At 62.6% G+C, this 13,095-nt stretch carries 10 protein-coding genes; all 10 read right to left on the bottom strand.

The window, feature by feature from the left end:
* Position 1: 1 nt before the first annotated feature.
* On the bottom strand, positions 2-634 hold the full coding sequence (gene rdgB / locus ACKXF9_RS07350) for an RdgB/HAM1 family non-canonical purine NTP pyrophosphatase (RefSeq protein ID WP_348583813.1): 633 nt from the start codon (positions 632-634) through the stop codon (positions 2-4).
* 13 nt (positions 635-647) lie between these two features.
* On the bottom strand, positions 648-1,598 hold the full coding sequence (gene ftsY / locus ACKXF9_RS07345) for a signal recognition particle-docking protein FtsY (protein ID WP_418265718.1): 951 nt from the start codon (positions 1,596-1,598) through the stop codon (positions 648-650).
* Positions 1,599-1,629: 31 nt separating this feature from the next.
* A complete protein-coding gene (smc, locus tag ACKXF9_RS07340; protein ID WP_418265717.1) occupies positions 1,630-5,187 on the bottom strand; it encodes a chromosome segregation protein SMC in 3,558 nt (1,185 codons plus the stop codon).
* Positions 5,188-5,862, bottom strand: coding sequence for a ribonuclease III (rnc, locus tag ACKXF9_RS07335; protein ID WP_223451991.1), 675 nt, complete (start codon positions 5,860-5,862; stop codon positions 5,188-5,190).
* An 18-nt stretch (positions 5,863-5,880) separates the two neighbouring features.
* Entirely contained in the window at positions 5,881-6,897 is a 1,017-nt protein-coding gene (gene plsX / locus ACKXF9_RS07330) for a phosphate acyltransferase PlsX (protein WP_418265716.1), read from the bottom strand.
* 15 nt (positions 6,898-6,912) lie between these two features.
* Complete coding sequence (gene trmFO, locus ACKXF9_RS07325) at positions 6,913-8,289, bottom strand: methylenetetrahydrofolate--tRNA-(uracil(54)-C(5))-methyltransferase (FADH(2)-oxidizing) TrmFO (protein ID WP_249238342.1); 1,377 nt, start codon at positions 8,287-8,289, stop codon at positions 6,913-6,915.
* A 140-nt stretch (positions 8,290-8,429) separates the two neighbouring features.
* A complete protein-coding gene (gene topA, locus ACKXF9_RS07320) occupies positions 8,430-10,514 on the bottom strand; it encodes a type I DNA topoisomerase (RefSeq protein WP_249238341.1) in 2,085 nt (694 codons plus the stop codon).
* A gap of 127 nt (positions 10,515-10,641) precedes the next feature.
* The gene (gene dprA / locus ACKXF9_RS07315) at positions 10,642-11,778 is read right to left on the bottom strand and encodes a DNA-processing protein DprA (RefSeq protein ID WP_418265715.1); all 1,137 of its coding nucleotides are present in this window, start codon (positions 11,776-11,778) and stop codon (positions 10,642-10,644) included.
* Complete coding sequence (locus ACKXF9_RS07310) at positions 11,775-12,557, bottom strand: TrmH family RNA methyltransferase (protein WP_418265714.1); 783 nt, start codon at positions 12,555-12,557, stop codon at positions 11,775-11,777. Before ACKXF9_RS07310 ends, dprA begins: the two co-directional genes overlap by 4 nt.
* A gap of 176 nt (positions 12,558-12,733) precedes the next feature.
* Positions 12,734-13,084, bottom strand: a complete 351-nt coding sequence (rplT, locus tag ACKXF9_RS07305) for a 50S ribosomal protein L20 (RefSeq protein ID WP_005928218.1) — start codon at positions 13,082-13,084, stop codon at positions 12,734-12,736.
* Between the last annotated feature and the right edge of the window lie 11 nt (positions 13,085-13,095).

Genomic DNA, 13,095 nt, shown 5'->3' with positions numbered 1-13,095 from the left:
TTTATTTCAAAAAATCAGGTAGTTCTTTTTCCAATTCCGCCAGCGCGTTGCCGCGGTGGCTGATGGCGTCCTTTTCATCCGGGGTCAGCTGGGCATAGCTGCGGCCCTCGGTGTTGGGGCGCTTCTCGTGCTTTCCCACGCCGCAGTCGGCGGGGATGAACAGCGGGTCGTAGCCAAAGCCGTAGTCCCCGCACAGCCGTTCAAAGGCGATGCTGCCCGGGCACTCGCCCATGCAGGTCAGATGCCGCCCATCCGGCAGGATGAAGCACACCGCTGAGACGAACTTTGCACCGCGCTGCCCGGCAGGCACAGCCTGCATGGCGTCCAGCAGCTTGTCGTTGTTGGCTTCGTCGTCGCCGTGGCGGCCGCAGTAGCGGGCACTGTAGACGCCGGGCGCACCGCCCAGCGCATCCACGCACAGGCCGGAGTCATCGGCGATGGTGGGCAGGCCGCTTGCCCTGCAGATGGTCTCGGCCTTGATGAGGGCATTCTCGGCAAAGGTGGTGCCGGTCTCTTCCGGCTCGATGGTGATGCCCAGCTCCTTCTGGCTGACCACCTCGTGGCCCTGCGCTTCCAGAATGCGGCGCAGTTCGCGGAGCTTTCCGGCGTTGCCGGTGGCTGCACAAATCTTCATGCTGCGGCCCTCCTTAGTGCTTCCACTGGCGCGGGAGCAGCTCTTCCACAAAGCCCTCCGGGGTAAAGGGCAGCAGGTCGTCGATGCCCTCGCCCACGCCGATGAAGCGCACCGGCAGGCCCAGACGCTGCTTGACCGCTACCACGCAGCCGCCCTTGGCGGTGCCGTCCAGCTTGGTCAGGATGATGCCGGTAGCATCTGCAGCCTTGCAGAACTCCTTGGCCTGACTGATGGCGTTCTGGCCGGTGATGGCATCCAGCACCAGCAGGGTCTCCAGACTGGCCTCGGGGCTGGCCTTTTTGACGCTTCGGCTGATCTTGGAAAGCTCTGCCATCAGGTTGGATTTGTTGTGCAGACGGCCTGCGGTGTCGGCAATGACCATGTCATAGCCGCGTGCGGTGGCAGACTTTACGGTGTCGAAAATGACAGCCGCCGGGTCTGCGCCCTCGCCTGCGCTCACAATGGGCACACCGGCGCGTTTTGCCCAGATCTCCAGCTGTTCGCTGGCGGCGGCACGGAAGGTATCGCCTGCGGCCAGCATCACCTTTTTGCCCTCGCGGGTGTAGTAATCCGCCAGCTTTGCAATGCTGGTGGTCTTGCCCACGCCGTTCACTCCAATGACCAGAATGACGGCAGGCTTTCCGGAAAGGTCCATTTCAGCCTCCGGCGTCATCTCCTCGGCAATGATGTCCCGCAGGGCATCTGCCGCTTCTTCGCCGGTCTTCAGGCCCTTCTCGCGCACCCGGTCCCGCAGCTTGTCCACCAGACGCACGGCCACTTCGCCGCCCACATCCGCAAGGATGAGCTGTTCTTCCAGATCATCGTACATTTCGTCGTCGATGACGCTGCCGATGAGGGTGTTGAGGATATTGCCCCAGAAACCGGTGCGGGTCTTTTCCAGACCCGTTTTCATTTTTTCCTGTTCTTTTTCTTTGTTTTTCTTGCCAAATCCGAAGAACCTCATAGTGTCCTCCTATCTTTTTCTTTAATATATATCAGGAAACCAGCGTGGCGTCAACCTGTTCCAGATCCAGTCTGAGCAGTTTGGACACGCCGTCCTCCTGCATGGTGACGCCGTAAAGCACATTTGCGGCTTCCATCGTACCGCGGCGGTGGGTGATGACGATGAACTGGGTCTTGTCGCTCACCCGGCGCAGATACTGGGCAAACCGCACCACGTTGGCATCGTCCAGAGCGGCCTCGATCTCGTCCAGAATACAGAACGGTGCCGGGTTCACCGCCAGAATGGCAAAGTAGATGCTGATGGCCACCAGCGCCTGTTCACCGCCGGAAAGCGCTTCCAGGTTCTTGATGACCTTGCCCGGCGGGGCCACCCGGATGCCGATGCCGCAGGACAGCACATCGGCCTCATCCTCCAGCAGCAGGCTGGCTTCGCCGCCGCCGAACAGCTCGGTGAACACCCGGCCGAAGTTTTCGTTGATGGCGCGGAAGCTGTCAGTGAAGATCTCCCGCATCTGCGCCGAGAGTTTGGAGATCATGCGGATCAGCTCGTGGCGGCTTTCCTCCACATCGGTCACCTGATGCACAAGGGCGTCGTAGCGGGCCCGGACCTCTTTGTACTCCTCGATAGCGCTGACGTTCACGCTGCCAAGGGCACGGATCTTGCCCCGCAGTTCTGCCACCTGTGCCCGCAGGGCCGTCAGGCTCTCGAACTCCACGCAGAGGTTCTCTGCCTGACTCACTGAGAGCTGGTACTCATCCCACAGCTTTGCCACCGTCTGGTCGTACTCGGTCTCGGCTGCGGCCTTGCGTTCGGCAAGGCGGGCCATTTCGCGGCCCATCTCCTCGCGGCTGTCGGAGGAAGTGCGCGCCCGGCCCAGTGCCGCAGTCTCTGCCTGCTGGCGTTCCAGCCGCTGTTCAGTGGCTTCGCGGATTGCCTTTTCTTTTTGAGTGATCTCGGTCTGGCTGTCGGACTTTGCCTGCCGGATGGCTGCAATTTCTGCCCGGCAGCTCTCGCTGCGCTGTGCCAGTGCCCCAAGGCTTTCTTCCAGCGAGGCGCGGCGTGCGGCGGCATCCTGTGCCCGCTGTTCCAGCGCAGCGATCTGGCTGTAGGCCAGCTCGGCGTCCTTCTGGCGGGTCACCTGTTCCAGCCGCTTTGCGCTGAGCTTCTGGTTCAGCACCGTCTGCTGCGCCACAAAGCTGTCGTCTCCCTCGGCGATGCGGTTCATTTCAGCCGTCAGCAGATCGACCTTTGCTGTGAGCTCTGCCTGCAGAGCAGCAGCGCCCTCGGCCCTGCTCTGGCTCTCGGAAAGGGACGCTTTCAGGGCATCGATCTCCTGCTGCCGGGCGGCAAGAGTGCTCTCCTGCTGCTGTACGGCAGCTTCCAGCCGCTTCTGCTCTGCCTCGGCACGCACCCTGTCGTTGGCTGCGGTGATCTGTTCACTGGCCGTGGCGGTCAGCTCTGCCTGAAGGGCATCTGCCTGCTCTTTGCAGCGGTCGGTCTTTTCCTGCGCGGCAAGGCAGTCCTTCTGCAGTTTTGCAGCCTTTACCCGCAGCTCTTCCATCTCCTGCTTGCGGGTGAACAGGCCCGCGCTGCGCTGGACACTGCCGCCGGTAAAGCTGCCGCCTGCATTGACCACCTGACCGTCCATGGTGACCACCTTGCTCCGGAAGCCGTTATCCCGCGCCACGCGGGAGGCTTCGTTGATGTCGTCCACCACGATGATGCGGCCCAGCAGATTTGATACGATGTTGTCGTACCGGCGGTCGGCCTGCACAAGGCTGGAAGCCAGCCGCGCCGTGCCGGAAAGACGCCCCCGGAACACGCCGGGCTGGACGGTGTCCAGCGGCAGGAAGGTGGCGCGGCCCGCATTGTCATTGCGCAGCAGGGCGATGGCCGCTTTGGCGGCGGCCTCGTTTTCCACCACGATGTTCTGCAGTGCGCCGCCAAGGGCGGTCTCCACAGCCACCTCACAGCCCGGCTCCACCGTCAGGATAGCGGACACCGGCCCGATGACCCCCCGCAGACGGCGGGCACCGGCGGCACGCATGACGGCCTTGACCGAGTTCTGGTAGCCGTCCATGTTCTTTTCCAGCTCCCGCAGCACCGAAAGACGCTGGCGGGCGGCATCCAGCTCCCGGCCAAGCTTCTGCTCTGCCGCGTCGGCATCGTCCAGCGCGGCTTTGCGGCTTTTCAGCTTGAGCTCCAGACCGGAACGGACATTCGCCAGCTGCTTTTCGTTTTCTTCCAGCATCCGGCGGTATTTTATGGTATCTTCCAGATCCCGCTTTGCCTCGTCCCGCTGGGCGGTGCTCTCTTCTGCGTTCGCTTCGAGGGCGGGCAGGCGCTGGCGGGCTGTTTCCCCGGCAGCTTCGGCAGCGGCCTGCGCCACCTGCGCTTCGGTGCGCCGGGCCGTCAGGTCAGCAAGCTCCGCTTTCAGGGTGTCCTTGCGGGCACCGCTGGCACTGCTGGCATCGGTCAGGCGGGCGATCTCCGCGTTCAGTGCATCGATCTCTGCCGCCAGCTTTTCGCCTTCCGCTTCCATGGTCTTTGCCACGGCCCGGTGACGCTGCAAGGCGGCCTGTGCCTCGGTGCTGTCCTGTTCCCCGGCGCTGATCTCTTCCCGCAGGGATGCGGCGCTCTCCTCGTTGCGGAGGATGTCGTTTTCCAGCACGGCGATGCGGCTCTCCGACCCGCTGATCTGCTGGGTGATGCTGCGGATATCCCCATTCAGGCGCTCGACGGCAACCGTCAGCTGCTGTGCCTGCATCCGGATCTCCTCAGCCTCCTGCTCGGCGGCTCTGGTCTCGCGGTCAAAGCGTTCGTAATCGGCCTGCGCCGTCTCGTAGTCCCGCACCTGCTGGCGCACGGTCTCCCGGGCGCGGTGCACGCCGTCGGTCCAGAGGGTCACTTCCAGCGTCTTGCGCCGGGCACTCAGCTCCAGAAACTTTTCTGCCTTGGCGCTTTCTTTTTCCAGCGGGCCCACCCGGCTTTCCAGTTCGCCCAGAATGTCCCGCAGGCGCTCAAGGTTCTCGCCCGCCGCAGCAAGGCGGCGCTCGGCTTCGGTCTTGCGGTAGCGGTATTTTGCAATGCCGCAGGCTTCCTCAAAGATCTCGCGGCGTTCGCTGCTTTTTGCGGCCACGATCTCCGCGATGCGGCCCTGCCCGATCACCGAGTAGCCGTCGCGGCCGATGCCGGTATCCAGCAAAAGCTCATAGACATCCCGCAGGCGGCACACCTGCCCGTTGATGGTATACTCGCTCTCACCGGAGCGGTAATACTTGCGGCCAATGGTCACTTCGTCCGCGTCCAGATCAAAGGTATGGTCGGCGTTGTCCAGCGTCAGCCGCACCTGTGCAAAGCCCATGGCTCCGCGCCGCCGGGTGCCGCCAAAGATGACGTCCTCCATCTTGCCTGCCGCGCGCAGCTGGCGGGAGCTGGTCTCGCCCAGCACCCAGCGCACCGCGTCCGAAAGGTTGGATTTGCCGGAGCCGTTGGGGCCCACCACGCCGGTCACGCCTGCATCAAAGCGAATCTTGACCTTATCGGGGAAGCTTTTAAAGCCCTGGATCTCCAGTTCTTTGAATACCATTTACTTTTCCTTTATCACGCCCAGCAGCTTGAGCGCTTCTTTCGCGGCGCACTGCTCTGCGGCTTTCTTGCTGCGGCCTTCGCCACGGGCCACGCGGTCAGAATTGAACCGCACCGCCACCACGAAATGCTTGTCGTGGTCGGGGCCGGACTCGCTTTCCACCACATAGCTCAGGCGCTCTTCCGGGTTCTGCTGCACGATCTCCTGCAGGCGGGTCTTGTAGTCAGCCTCGGCGTGCTTGCCCTCGGTGATGAAGGGCAGGATGAATTTGCGGGCCACCTCCATGCCGCCGTCCAGATACAGCGCGGCAATGACCGCCTCAAAGGCGTCCGACACCACGCTGGGACGGGTGCGTCCGCCGCAGCGCTCCTCGCCGCGGCCAAGGCGCAGGTATTCGCCCAGATCGATCTCCTGCGCGAACTGGAATAGGGCGCCCTCGCTGACAAGGCTGGCGCGGATGCGGGTCAGATCGCCCTCCGGCCGGTCCGCATAGGCGTGGAACAGATAGTCTGCCGAGACGATCTGCAGCACGCTGTCGCCCAGAAACTCCAGCCGCTCGTTGTGCTTGACCGGGGTGCGGCTCTCGTTGGCATAGCTGGTATGGGTGAGCGCGATCTCCAGCAGCTCCGGATTTTTGAACTTATAACCAATAATTGTTTCCAACTGATGGCTCATGGTCGTTTTTACTCCCTTTTATTCCTCAGTTTTCTGTGCCGCAGCCAGCTCATCCAGCGCAGACTGCATGGTGCCGCACAGATCGTTCTCCACGCAGATCTTTGCCTGACGGATGGCGTTCTTGATGCCCTTGGCCTTGGAAGAGCCGTGGGCCTTGATGACCGGCTGCCTTGCACCCAGGAAGGGTGCGCCGCCGTATTCCTCGCTGTCCATCTGGTGCTTCAGGTCTGCCACACTGCCCTTGAGCAGCAGGTAAGCCAGCTTGCCGCCGAGGTTTGCGAGGAACATTTGCTTCAGCATGCCCAGCAGCATTTTTGCCACGCCCTCGGTCAGCTTGAGAATCACATTGCCGGTGAAGCCGTCGCACACCACCACGTCCACTTCGCCACCCGGCACATCGCGGGGTTCGATGTTGCCCACAAAGCGGATGCCGGGGGTGGTCTTGAGCAGCTGGTGGGCTTCCTTGAGCATGGGGGTGCCCTTGCTCTCCTCCGCACCGTTGTTGGCCAGCGCCACGCTGGGGCTGCGGCGGCCTTCCACCTTGTTCACATAGCAGCTGCCCATGACGGCGAACGCCGCCAGCATCTCAGGACGGCACTCCACATTGGCACCGCAGTCCAGCAGCAGGTAGGCCTGCTTTTTAGCGGGCACCATGGTAGCCAGAGCCGGGCGCTTGATGCCCTTGAGGGTGCGCACGATGAGGCTTGCGCCCACATGCAGCGCGCCGGTGCTGCCGGCCGAAACAAAGGCGTCGCCCTTGCCGTCCTTGAGCATGTTCAGGCCCACCACGATGGAGGAGTCCTTCTTCTGGCGGATGGCACGGGCAGGCTCATCGCACATGTCGATGACCTCGGTGCAGTTCACCAGCTCGATGCCGTCCAGCGGGATGCTGTTTTCCTGTGCGGTCTTGCGCACCAGCGCTTCGTCGCCCACGCCGACGACGTTGACGCCGTACTCCTTCACGGCCTGTGCGGCACCCTCCAGCACAGCCAGAGGGGCGTTGTCGCCGCCCATCATGTCCACGATAATCTTCATAGCTTTTCTCCCTTCTTAAAGAGAAGTTTCATCCAGCCAATGCTGGAAGCTGGCAACAGCGCGCTGGGCCTGTGCCATGTAACGCAGGCGCTTGTCCCGCGGGCGGCTCTCCTCCGGCAGCGGAGGAAGGATGCCCATATTCGCGCCCATGGGCTGGAAGTGCTTGTTCTCGGTGGTCAGGTACTGCACCAGTGCGCCGCACATGGTGTCGGCAGGCGGGGCGGGCAGCTCCTTTCCTTCCAGACGGGCATACAGGCTGCGGGCCGCCAGCAGGCCGCAGGCAGCGCTTTCCATATAGCCCTCAAAGCCGGTGATCTGCCCTGCAAAGAACACATTGGGGTGCTCTTTCAGGCACAGCTGGGCGCTGAGCACCCGGGGCGCATCGAGGAAGGTGTTGCGGTGCATGACGCCATACCGCACGAACTCGGCATTTTCCAGCCCGGGGATCATGCTGAACACCCGCTTCTGCTCGCCCCACTTGAGGTTGGTCTGGAAGCCCACGATGTTATACAGGGTGCGTTCCTTATTTTCGGCCCGCAGCTGGACATTGGCCCAGGGGCGGTGTCCGGTGTTGGGGTTCACAAGGCCCACCGGGCGCAGGGGACCGAACCGCATGGTGTCGGCGCCCCGGGCAGCCATGATCTCAATGGGCATGCAGCCCTCGTAGACCGTGACGGTGTCGGCCTTTTTGCCGTGGGCGTCCGGGTCAGGCTGAGCGCTCTGCTCTGCGCCGGTATCAAAGTCGTGCAGAGGGGCACGCTCGGCAGACGCGAGAGCCGCGTGGAATTTCTCGTACTCTTCCTTGTTGAAAGGGCAGTTCAGGTAGTCAGCCTCGCCCCGGTCATAGCGGGAAGCGGCAAACACCTTGTTGTAGTCCAGACTTTCGGCGGTGACGATGGGGGCCACAGCATCGTAGAAATGCAGACGCTCGTCCCCGGTCAAAGCCCCGATCTCGTCGGCCAGTGCGCCGTCGGTCAGGGGGCCGGTGGCCACCAGAATGGGGGCAGTCTCGTCAATGTGCTCCACCCGTTCCCGGTGGACGGTGATATTTTCACAGCTTTCCACCATGCGGGTCACTTCGGCGCTGAAGGCATCGCGGTCCACCGCCAGCGCACCGCCTGCGGCCACACGGGCCGTCTCGGCAGCGTTCAGCAGCTGGCTGCCCATCCGCCGCATCTCTTCCTTCAGCAGGCCGGAGGCAGAGTCCAGCCGTTCCGCTTTCAGGCTGTTGGAGCAGATCAGCTCCGCAAAGCCTGCGTTCTTGTGCGCGGGTGAAAAGTGAACGGGCTTCTGCTCGTACAGGTCCACCTGCACGCCCTTGCCCGCCAGCCAGAGAGCCGCCTCGCAGCCCGCAAGACCCGCACCCAGAATGGTTACTTTGTATTCGCTCATTTGGTTTTTCCTTTGCTCCAACCCTCTCAGTCATTGCCTGCGGCAATGCCAGCTCCCCCGAGGGGGAGCTTTTGCCAAAGAGGGAGGTTGTAGCGTATTCTCTGAAAAGCTTTCCCCGTCCGGAGGAAGGCTTTTATTTATCAGTCCTTCTTCGGCACCGGCATCTCAAAGCCGCAGCCTTCCTTTGCGCAGTAGAGCTTGGAACCCTTGCGGAACAGGGTGCTGCCGCACTTCTCGCACTTGGTGGGCACCGGGGTATCCCATGTCATGAAATCGCAGTCCGGGTAGCGCTCGCAGCCGTAATAGATGCGGCCCTTGGAGCTCTTGCGTTCCAGCATACGGCCCTTGCCGCACTTGGGGCAGATGCCGCCTGTATCCTTGACCAGACGCTTGGTGCCCCGGCACTCCGGGAAGCCGCTGCAGGCCAAAAACTTGCCGTACTTGCCCACCTTGATGACCATGGGCCGGCCGCACAGGTCGCACACCTCACTGGAAGGCTCGTCCGGCACTTTGACCTTCTTGCCTTCCATGTTCTTTTCGGCCTGCTCCAGACTGGCGGCAAAGCCCTGATAGAAGTCATCCACCGTCTTGTGCCAGTCGGCCTTACCGCTCTCGATCTTATCCAGATTCTTCTCCATCTGGGCAGAGAAGTCCACGTCCACGATGTGGGGGAACTGCTCCAGCATCAGGCCATCCACCGCCCGGCCCAGCAGGGTGGGCTTGAGCTTTTTCTGGTCGCGCTCCACATAGCCGCGGTCGATGATGGTGGTGATGATGGGCGCATAGGTGGAGGGACGGCCGATGCCGTTTTCTTCCAGCGCCTTGATGAGGGTCGCTTCGGTGTAACGGGCGGGCGGCTGGGTGAACTTCTGCTCGCTCTTCAGCTCGCGCAGCTTCAGCACCTGACCCTGTTCCAGCGGGGGCAGAGCGGTCTCCTTCTTTTCCTTTTCATCGGTGGCTTCCTCGTACAGAGCGGTAAAACCGTCAAAGGTGACGGTATAGCCGCTGGCCTTGAAACGGTAGTCTGCCGCGCTGACGGTGACGGACACGGTGTCCTGCTGGCAGTCTGCCATCTGGCTGGCCATAAAGCGGCTCCAGATCATGCGGTAGAGTTTTGCGGTGTCGCCGCTGATGCTCTTGTCCACCTCGTCGGGCGTCAGGGACGGCACCGAGGGACGGATGGCCTCGTGGGCGTCCTGCGCGGCAGTGGCGCTCTTGGTCTTCCAGGTGCGCTTGTAGGGGCAGATATAGGCTTCACCGTAGGCCCCTGCGATATACTCCTTGGCGGCAGCCACCGCTTCGTCCGAAATGCGCAGGCTGTCGGTACGCATATAGGTGATCAGACCCATGGTGCCGTGGCCTGCAATATCCACGCCTTCGTACAGGGTCTGGGCAGCGCGCATGGTGCGGGTTGCCGTAAAGCCCAGCCGGCGGGACGCCTCCTGCTGCAGGGTACTGGTGATGAAGGCCGGAGTGGGCTGCTTTGCCCGCTTGCCCTTTTTCAGCTCTGCCACCACGTACTCAGCCCCTTCCAGACCCTTTTCAATGGCCCGGGCCTCGGCTTCGTTTTTGGGCAGCAGCTTTTTGCCCTTGGCATCGGCAGCCAGACGTGCCGTAAAGCTCTTGTGGCCTGCGCCGAGAGTGGCGTCCACGTTCCAGTATTCGTCGGGCTTGAAGCTCTCGATCTCCTTTTCGCGGTCATCGATCAGCCGCACAGCCACGCTCTGCACGCGGCCTGCGGACAGGCCCCGGCGCACCTTGCGCCAGAGGAACGGGCTGAGCTTGTAGCCTACCAGACGGTCCAGCACCCGGCGGGCCTGCTGGGCGTTGAACAGATCCTCGTCAATGGCGCGGGGGTGGGCCATACCCTCCTTGACGCCCTTTTTGGTGATCTCGTCAAAGGTGACGCGGTTGGGCTCGTGGGGGTCCAGCCCCAGAATGTTTGCCAGATGCCAGCTGATAGCCTCGCCTTCGCGGTCCGGGTCGGTCGCCAGCAGCACGCCGTCTGCGTGTTTGGCCTTGCTCTTGAGCTCCTTGATGAGCTTTTCCTTGCCTTTGATGCTGATGTACTGCGGAGCATAGCCGTGCTCCACATCGATGCCCAGCTGAGACGCGGGCAGGTCGCGGATATGGCCCATGCTTGCGGTGACTTCGTAGTCATCGCCCAGATATTTGCCGATGGTCTTCGCCTTGGCAGGCGACTCCACGATAACCAGTTTCGCCATTCGAGTTTACTCCCATTCGTTTTTCTTTCTTCTTTATCGGTAACGCGCTGTGCGATGCGCACAGTACGGGATTCTCTATTTTTATAATATACCACAGCTGTTGTGTGCTGCGCCAGCGGAAATTATACTATTTTATCATATAGCGCTTTCCCGGCATGCACAGCACCCTGCCGGAAAGCTCCAGCTTCATCAGGGTGCCCAGCAGTGCTGCCGTGGGCAGGCCGCTGCGCACGCAGAGCTCCTCAATGCCAAGCGGCTGCGGGCCGATGCAGGAAAGCACCTTCCGCTCGTTCTCGCTCAGAGGCTCCGGCTGCTTTGCCGTCACCGCCGCTGTGCTCTGCCGGCGCAGGCCCAGCGGGCCCATCAGGTCATCTGCACTGCTCACAGCGCGGGCACGGCCATCCCGCAGCAGGCCGTTGGTGCCTGCGGAGTTGGGCGAGTAGATGCTGCCCGGCACCGCAAACACCGGTTTCCCATAGCGTTCTGCATGGGACACGGTGGACATGGTGCCGCTTTTCTCCTGTGCTTCCACCACCAGCAGCGCAGAGCTGAGCGCCGCAATGAGCCGGTTGCGCTGCAGAAAGCCATTGGCGCCAACGCCCTCACTGCGGGGCGGATATTCGCTGATGACGCAGCCCTTCTGCTCGATCTTATGCCGCAGCACCGCATTCGCTGCCGGGTAGGTGCGGTCGATGGGCACGCCCATCACCGCAATGGTGGGGCAGTTGTTTTTCACGGCGGCACGGTGTCCGGCGCTGTCCAGTCCGTCGGCAAGGCCGCTGACGATGACTGCACCGCTCTTTGCCAGTGCCCCGCCGATGTCTGCCGCTGCATTCAGGCCGTATTCTGTCGGCCTGCGGCTGCCCACGATGCCGATCGTGCCCGGTTCATTGAGCCAGCGCGGGTCGCCGGTGCAGTAGAGCACCAGCGGCATGTCCGGAATGCGGGAAAGGGCCAGCGGGTAATCCGGGTCATCAAAGGTCAGGATGCGTACACCGAGGTCATCGCACCGCATGACCAGTGCGTGATACTGCTCCGGGTCCAGCTGCTGTGCGCGAAGCGCGGCAGCATCCCCGGCTGCAGCGCGGAATTCAGCGGTGTCCCGCGCTTCCCACGCTTCCTGCGCACCGCCAAACGCATCCAGCACACGTCCCGCGTGGATGCTGGCCGGGCCCAGCACGTGGGCCAGCCACAGCCAGCACAGCAGCGGGTCCGGCGCAGGCTCCGGCGGAAAAAGGCCGGTCTGCCCGGCAAGCTCCCTCACAGGCTCTCCTCCCGGAAATGCCACAGCAGGATGCTGCCCGCAATGCCGGCATTCAGGCTTTCCACCCGGTCGGTCATGGGGATGCGCACCGTGCTGGTACAGGCGGCGATGGTCTCATCGGTCAGGCCCTGGCCCTCGCTGCCGATGACGACGCAGACGCCGCCGGGATAGCTGGCCTGCGCCGCGCTCAGCGGCTGGGACTTGTACAGCGCAGCCGCAAGGCAGGTGATGCCCTTTTCCCGCAGCTGGGCAATGGCATCGGGCATGGCACCGGCTTCGATCACCGGGATGCGCACGGCGGCTCCCATGGAAGCCCGCAGGGTCTTGGGGGCCCACACGCTGGCACAGCCGTCGCTCAGGATCACGCCGTCAAAGCCAAAGGCAGCTGCAGAGCGCAGCAGGGTGCCCACGTTGCCGGGGTCCTGCACCCGTTCCAGCGCCAGATACCGCCCGCCGGTCTTCACCTCGTCCAAGCCGTGCACCGGGGTGCGGAATACGCCGAACACCCCCTGATGGGTGCCCACATCGGCCAGCTTGTCGGCCACGTGATCCTCCACAAGGTAGTGCTCGCCGGGCAGGTCTGCCAGCTCCGGGCACTTTGCCATGGCGCTCTCGGTATAAAACAAGGTCTCCAGCTGTGCGCCGCGGGCAAGCTCCGGGCACAGTTTGCGGCCCTCGGCCAGAAAGCGGCCCTCACTGCGGCGGAATGCCGCGCCGGAAGAAAGGCGGCAGGCATATTTGATCTTTGCGTTTTCCCGGCTGGTGATCTTTTCGTCCATTGTATTCCTCCTGCTGAAAGCGGGCATTCATCTGTAAAAAAGCAAAAAGGGCAGCGTCTGCCACAAAAGCTCCTGCGGCAGGGCACTGCCCTGAAACACTGTTTTCGTCCGCAAGAACCCCGGATACAAAACGGACGCCCGCGCGTATACGCGGGCGTCACGATTCAGGTTCTTGATCAGGCGTTCTTGACGGTCTCGACCAGAGCTGCAAAGCTCTTGGGATCGTTGATGGCCATCTCGGACAGCATCTTGCGGTTCAGCTCGATGCCAGCCTTCTTCAGGCCTGCCATGAAGGTGGAGTAGTTCATGCCCAGAGGACGGACTGCATTGTTGATGCGGCAGATCCACAGGTTGCGGAACTGACGCTTCTTCATGCGGCGGCCAGCCAGAGCGTAGTTGCCGCTCTTCATGACCTGCTGCTTGGCCATCTTAAAGTGCTTGCTCTTGCAGCCGTAGAAGCCCTTGGCCAGCTTCAGCATCTTCTTACGACGTTTGTGAGTCATGGTTGCGCCCTTGATACGTGCCATTTTATATATCT

Origin of the sequence: Faecalibacterium sp. 9 (assembly GCF_048320955.1) — a bacterium.
Taxonomy (GTDB): Bacteria; Bacillota; Clostridia; order Oscillospirales; family Ruminococcaceae; genus Faecalibacterium; species Faecalibacterium wellingii.
Note: the sequence above shows the minus strand (reverse complement) of the source record. Positions and strands in the feature narration are given on the sequence as shown.

Excerpts from the sequence above, each read along its gene's own strand:
- trmFO (WP_249238342.1), bottom strand. The coding sequence starts at position 8,289 with ATGAGCGAATACAAAGTAACCATTCTGGGTGCGGGTCTTGCGGGCTGC.
- smc (WP_418265717.1), bottom strand. The coding sequence starts at position 5,187 with ATGGTATTCAAAGAACTGGAGATCCAGGGCTTTAAAAGCTTCCCCGAT.
- rplT (WP_005928218.1), bottom strand. The coding sequence starts at position 13,084 with ATGGCACGTATCAAGGGCGCAACCATGACTCACAAACGTCGTAAGAAG.
- plsX (WP_418265716.1), bottom strand. The coding sequence starts at position 6,897 with ATGAAGATTATCGTGGACATGATGGGCGGCGACAACGCCCCTCTGGCT.
- topA (WP_249238341.1), bottom strand. The coding sequence starts at position 10,514 with ATGGCGAAACTGGTTATCGTGGAGTCGCCTGCCAAGGCGAAGACCATC.
- rdgB (WP_348583813.1), bottom strand. The coding sequence starts at position 634 with ATGAAGATTTGTGCAGCCACCGGCAACGCCGGAAAGCTCCGCGAACTG.
- ftsY (WP_418265718.1), bottom strand. The coding sequence starts at position 1,598 with ATGAGGTTCTTCGGATTTGGCAAGAAAAACAAAGAAAAAGAACAGGAA.
- rnc (WP_223451991.1), bottom strand. The coding sequence starts at position 5,862 with ATGAGCCATCAGTTGGAAACAATTATTGGTTATAAGTTCAAAAATCCG.
- ACKXF9_RS07310 (WP_418265714.1), bottom strand. The coding sequence starts at position 12,557 with ATGGACGAAAAGATCACCAGCCGGGAAAACGCAAAGATCAAATATGCC.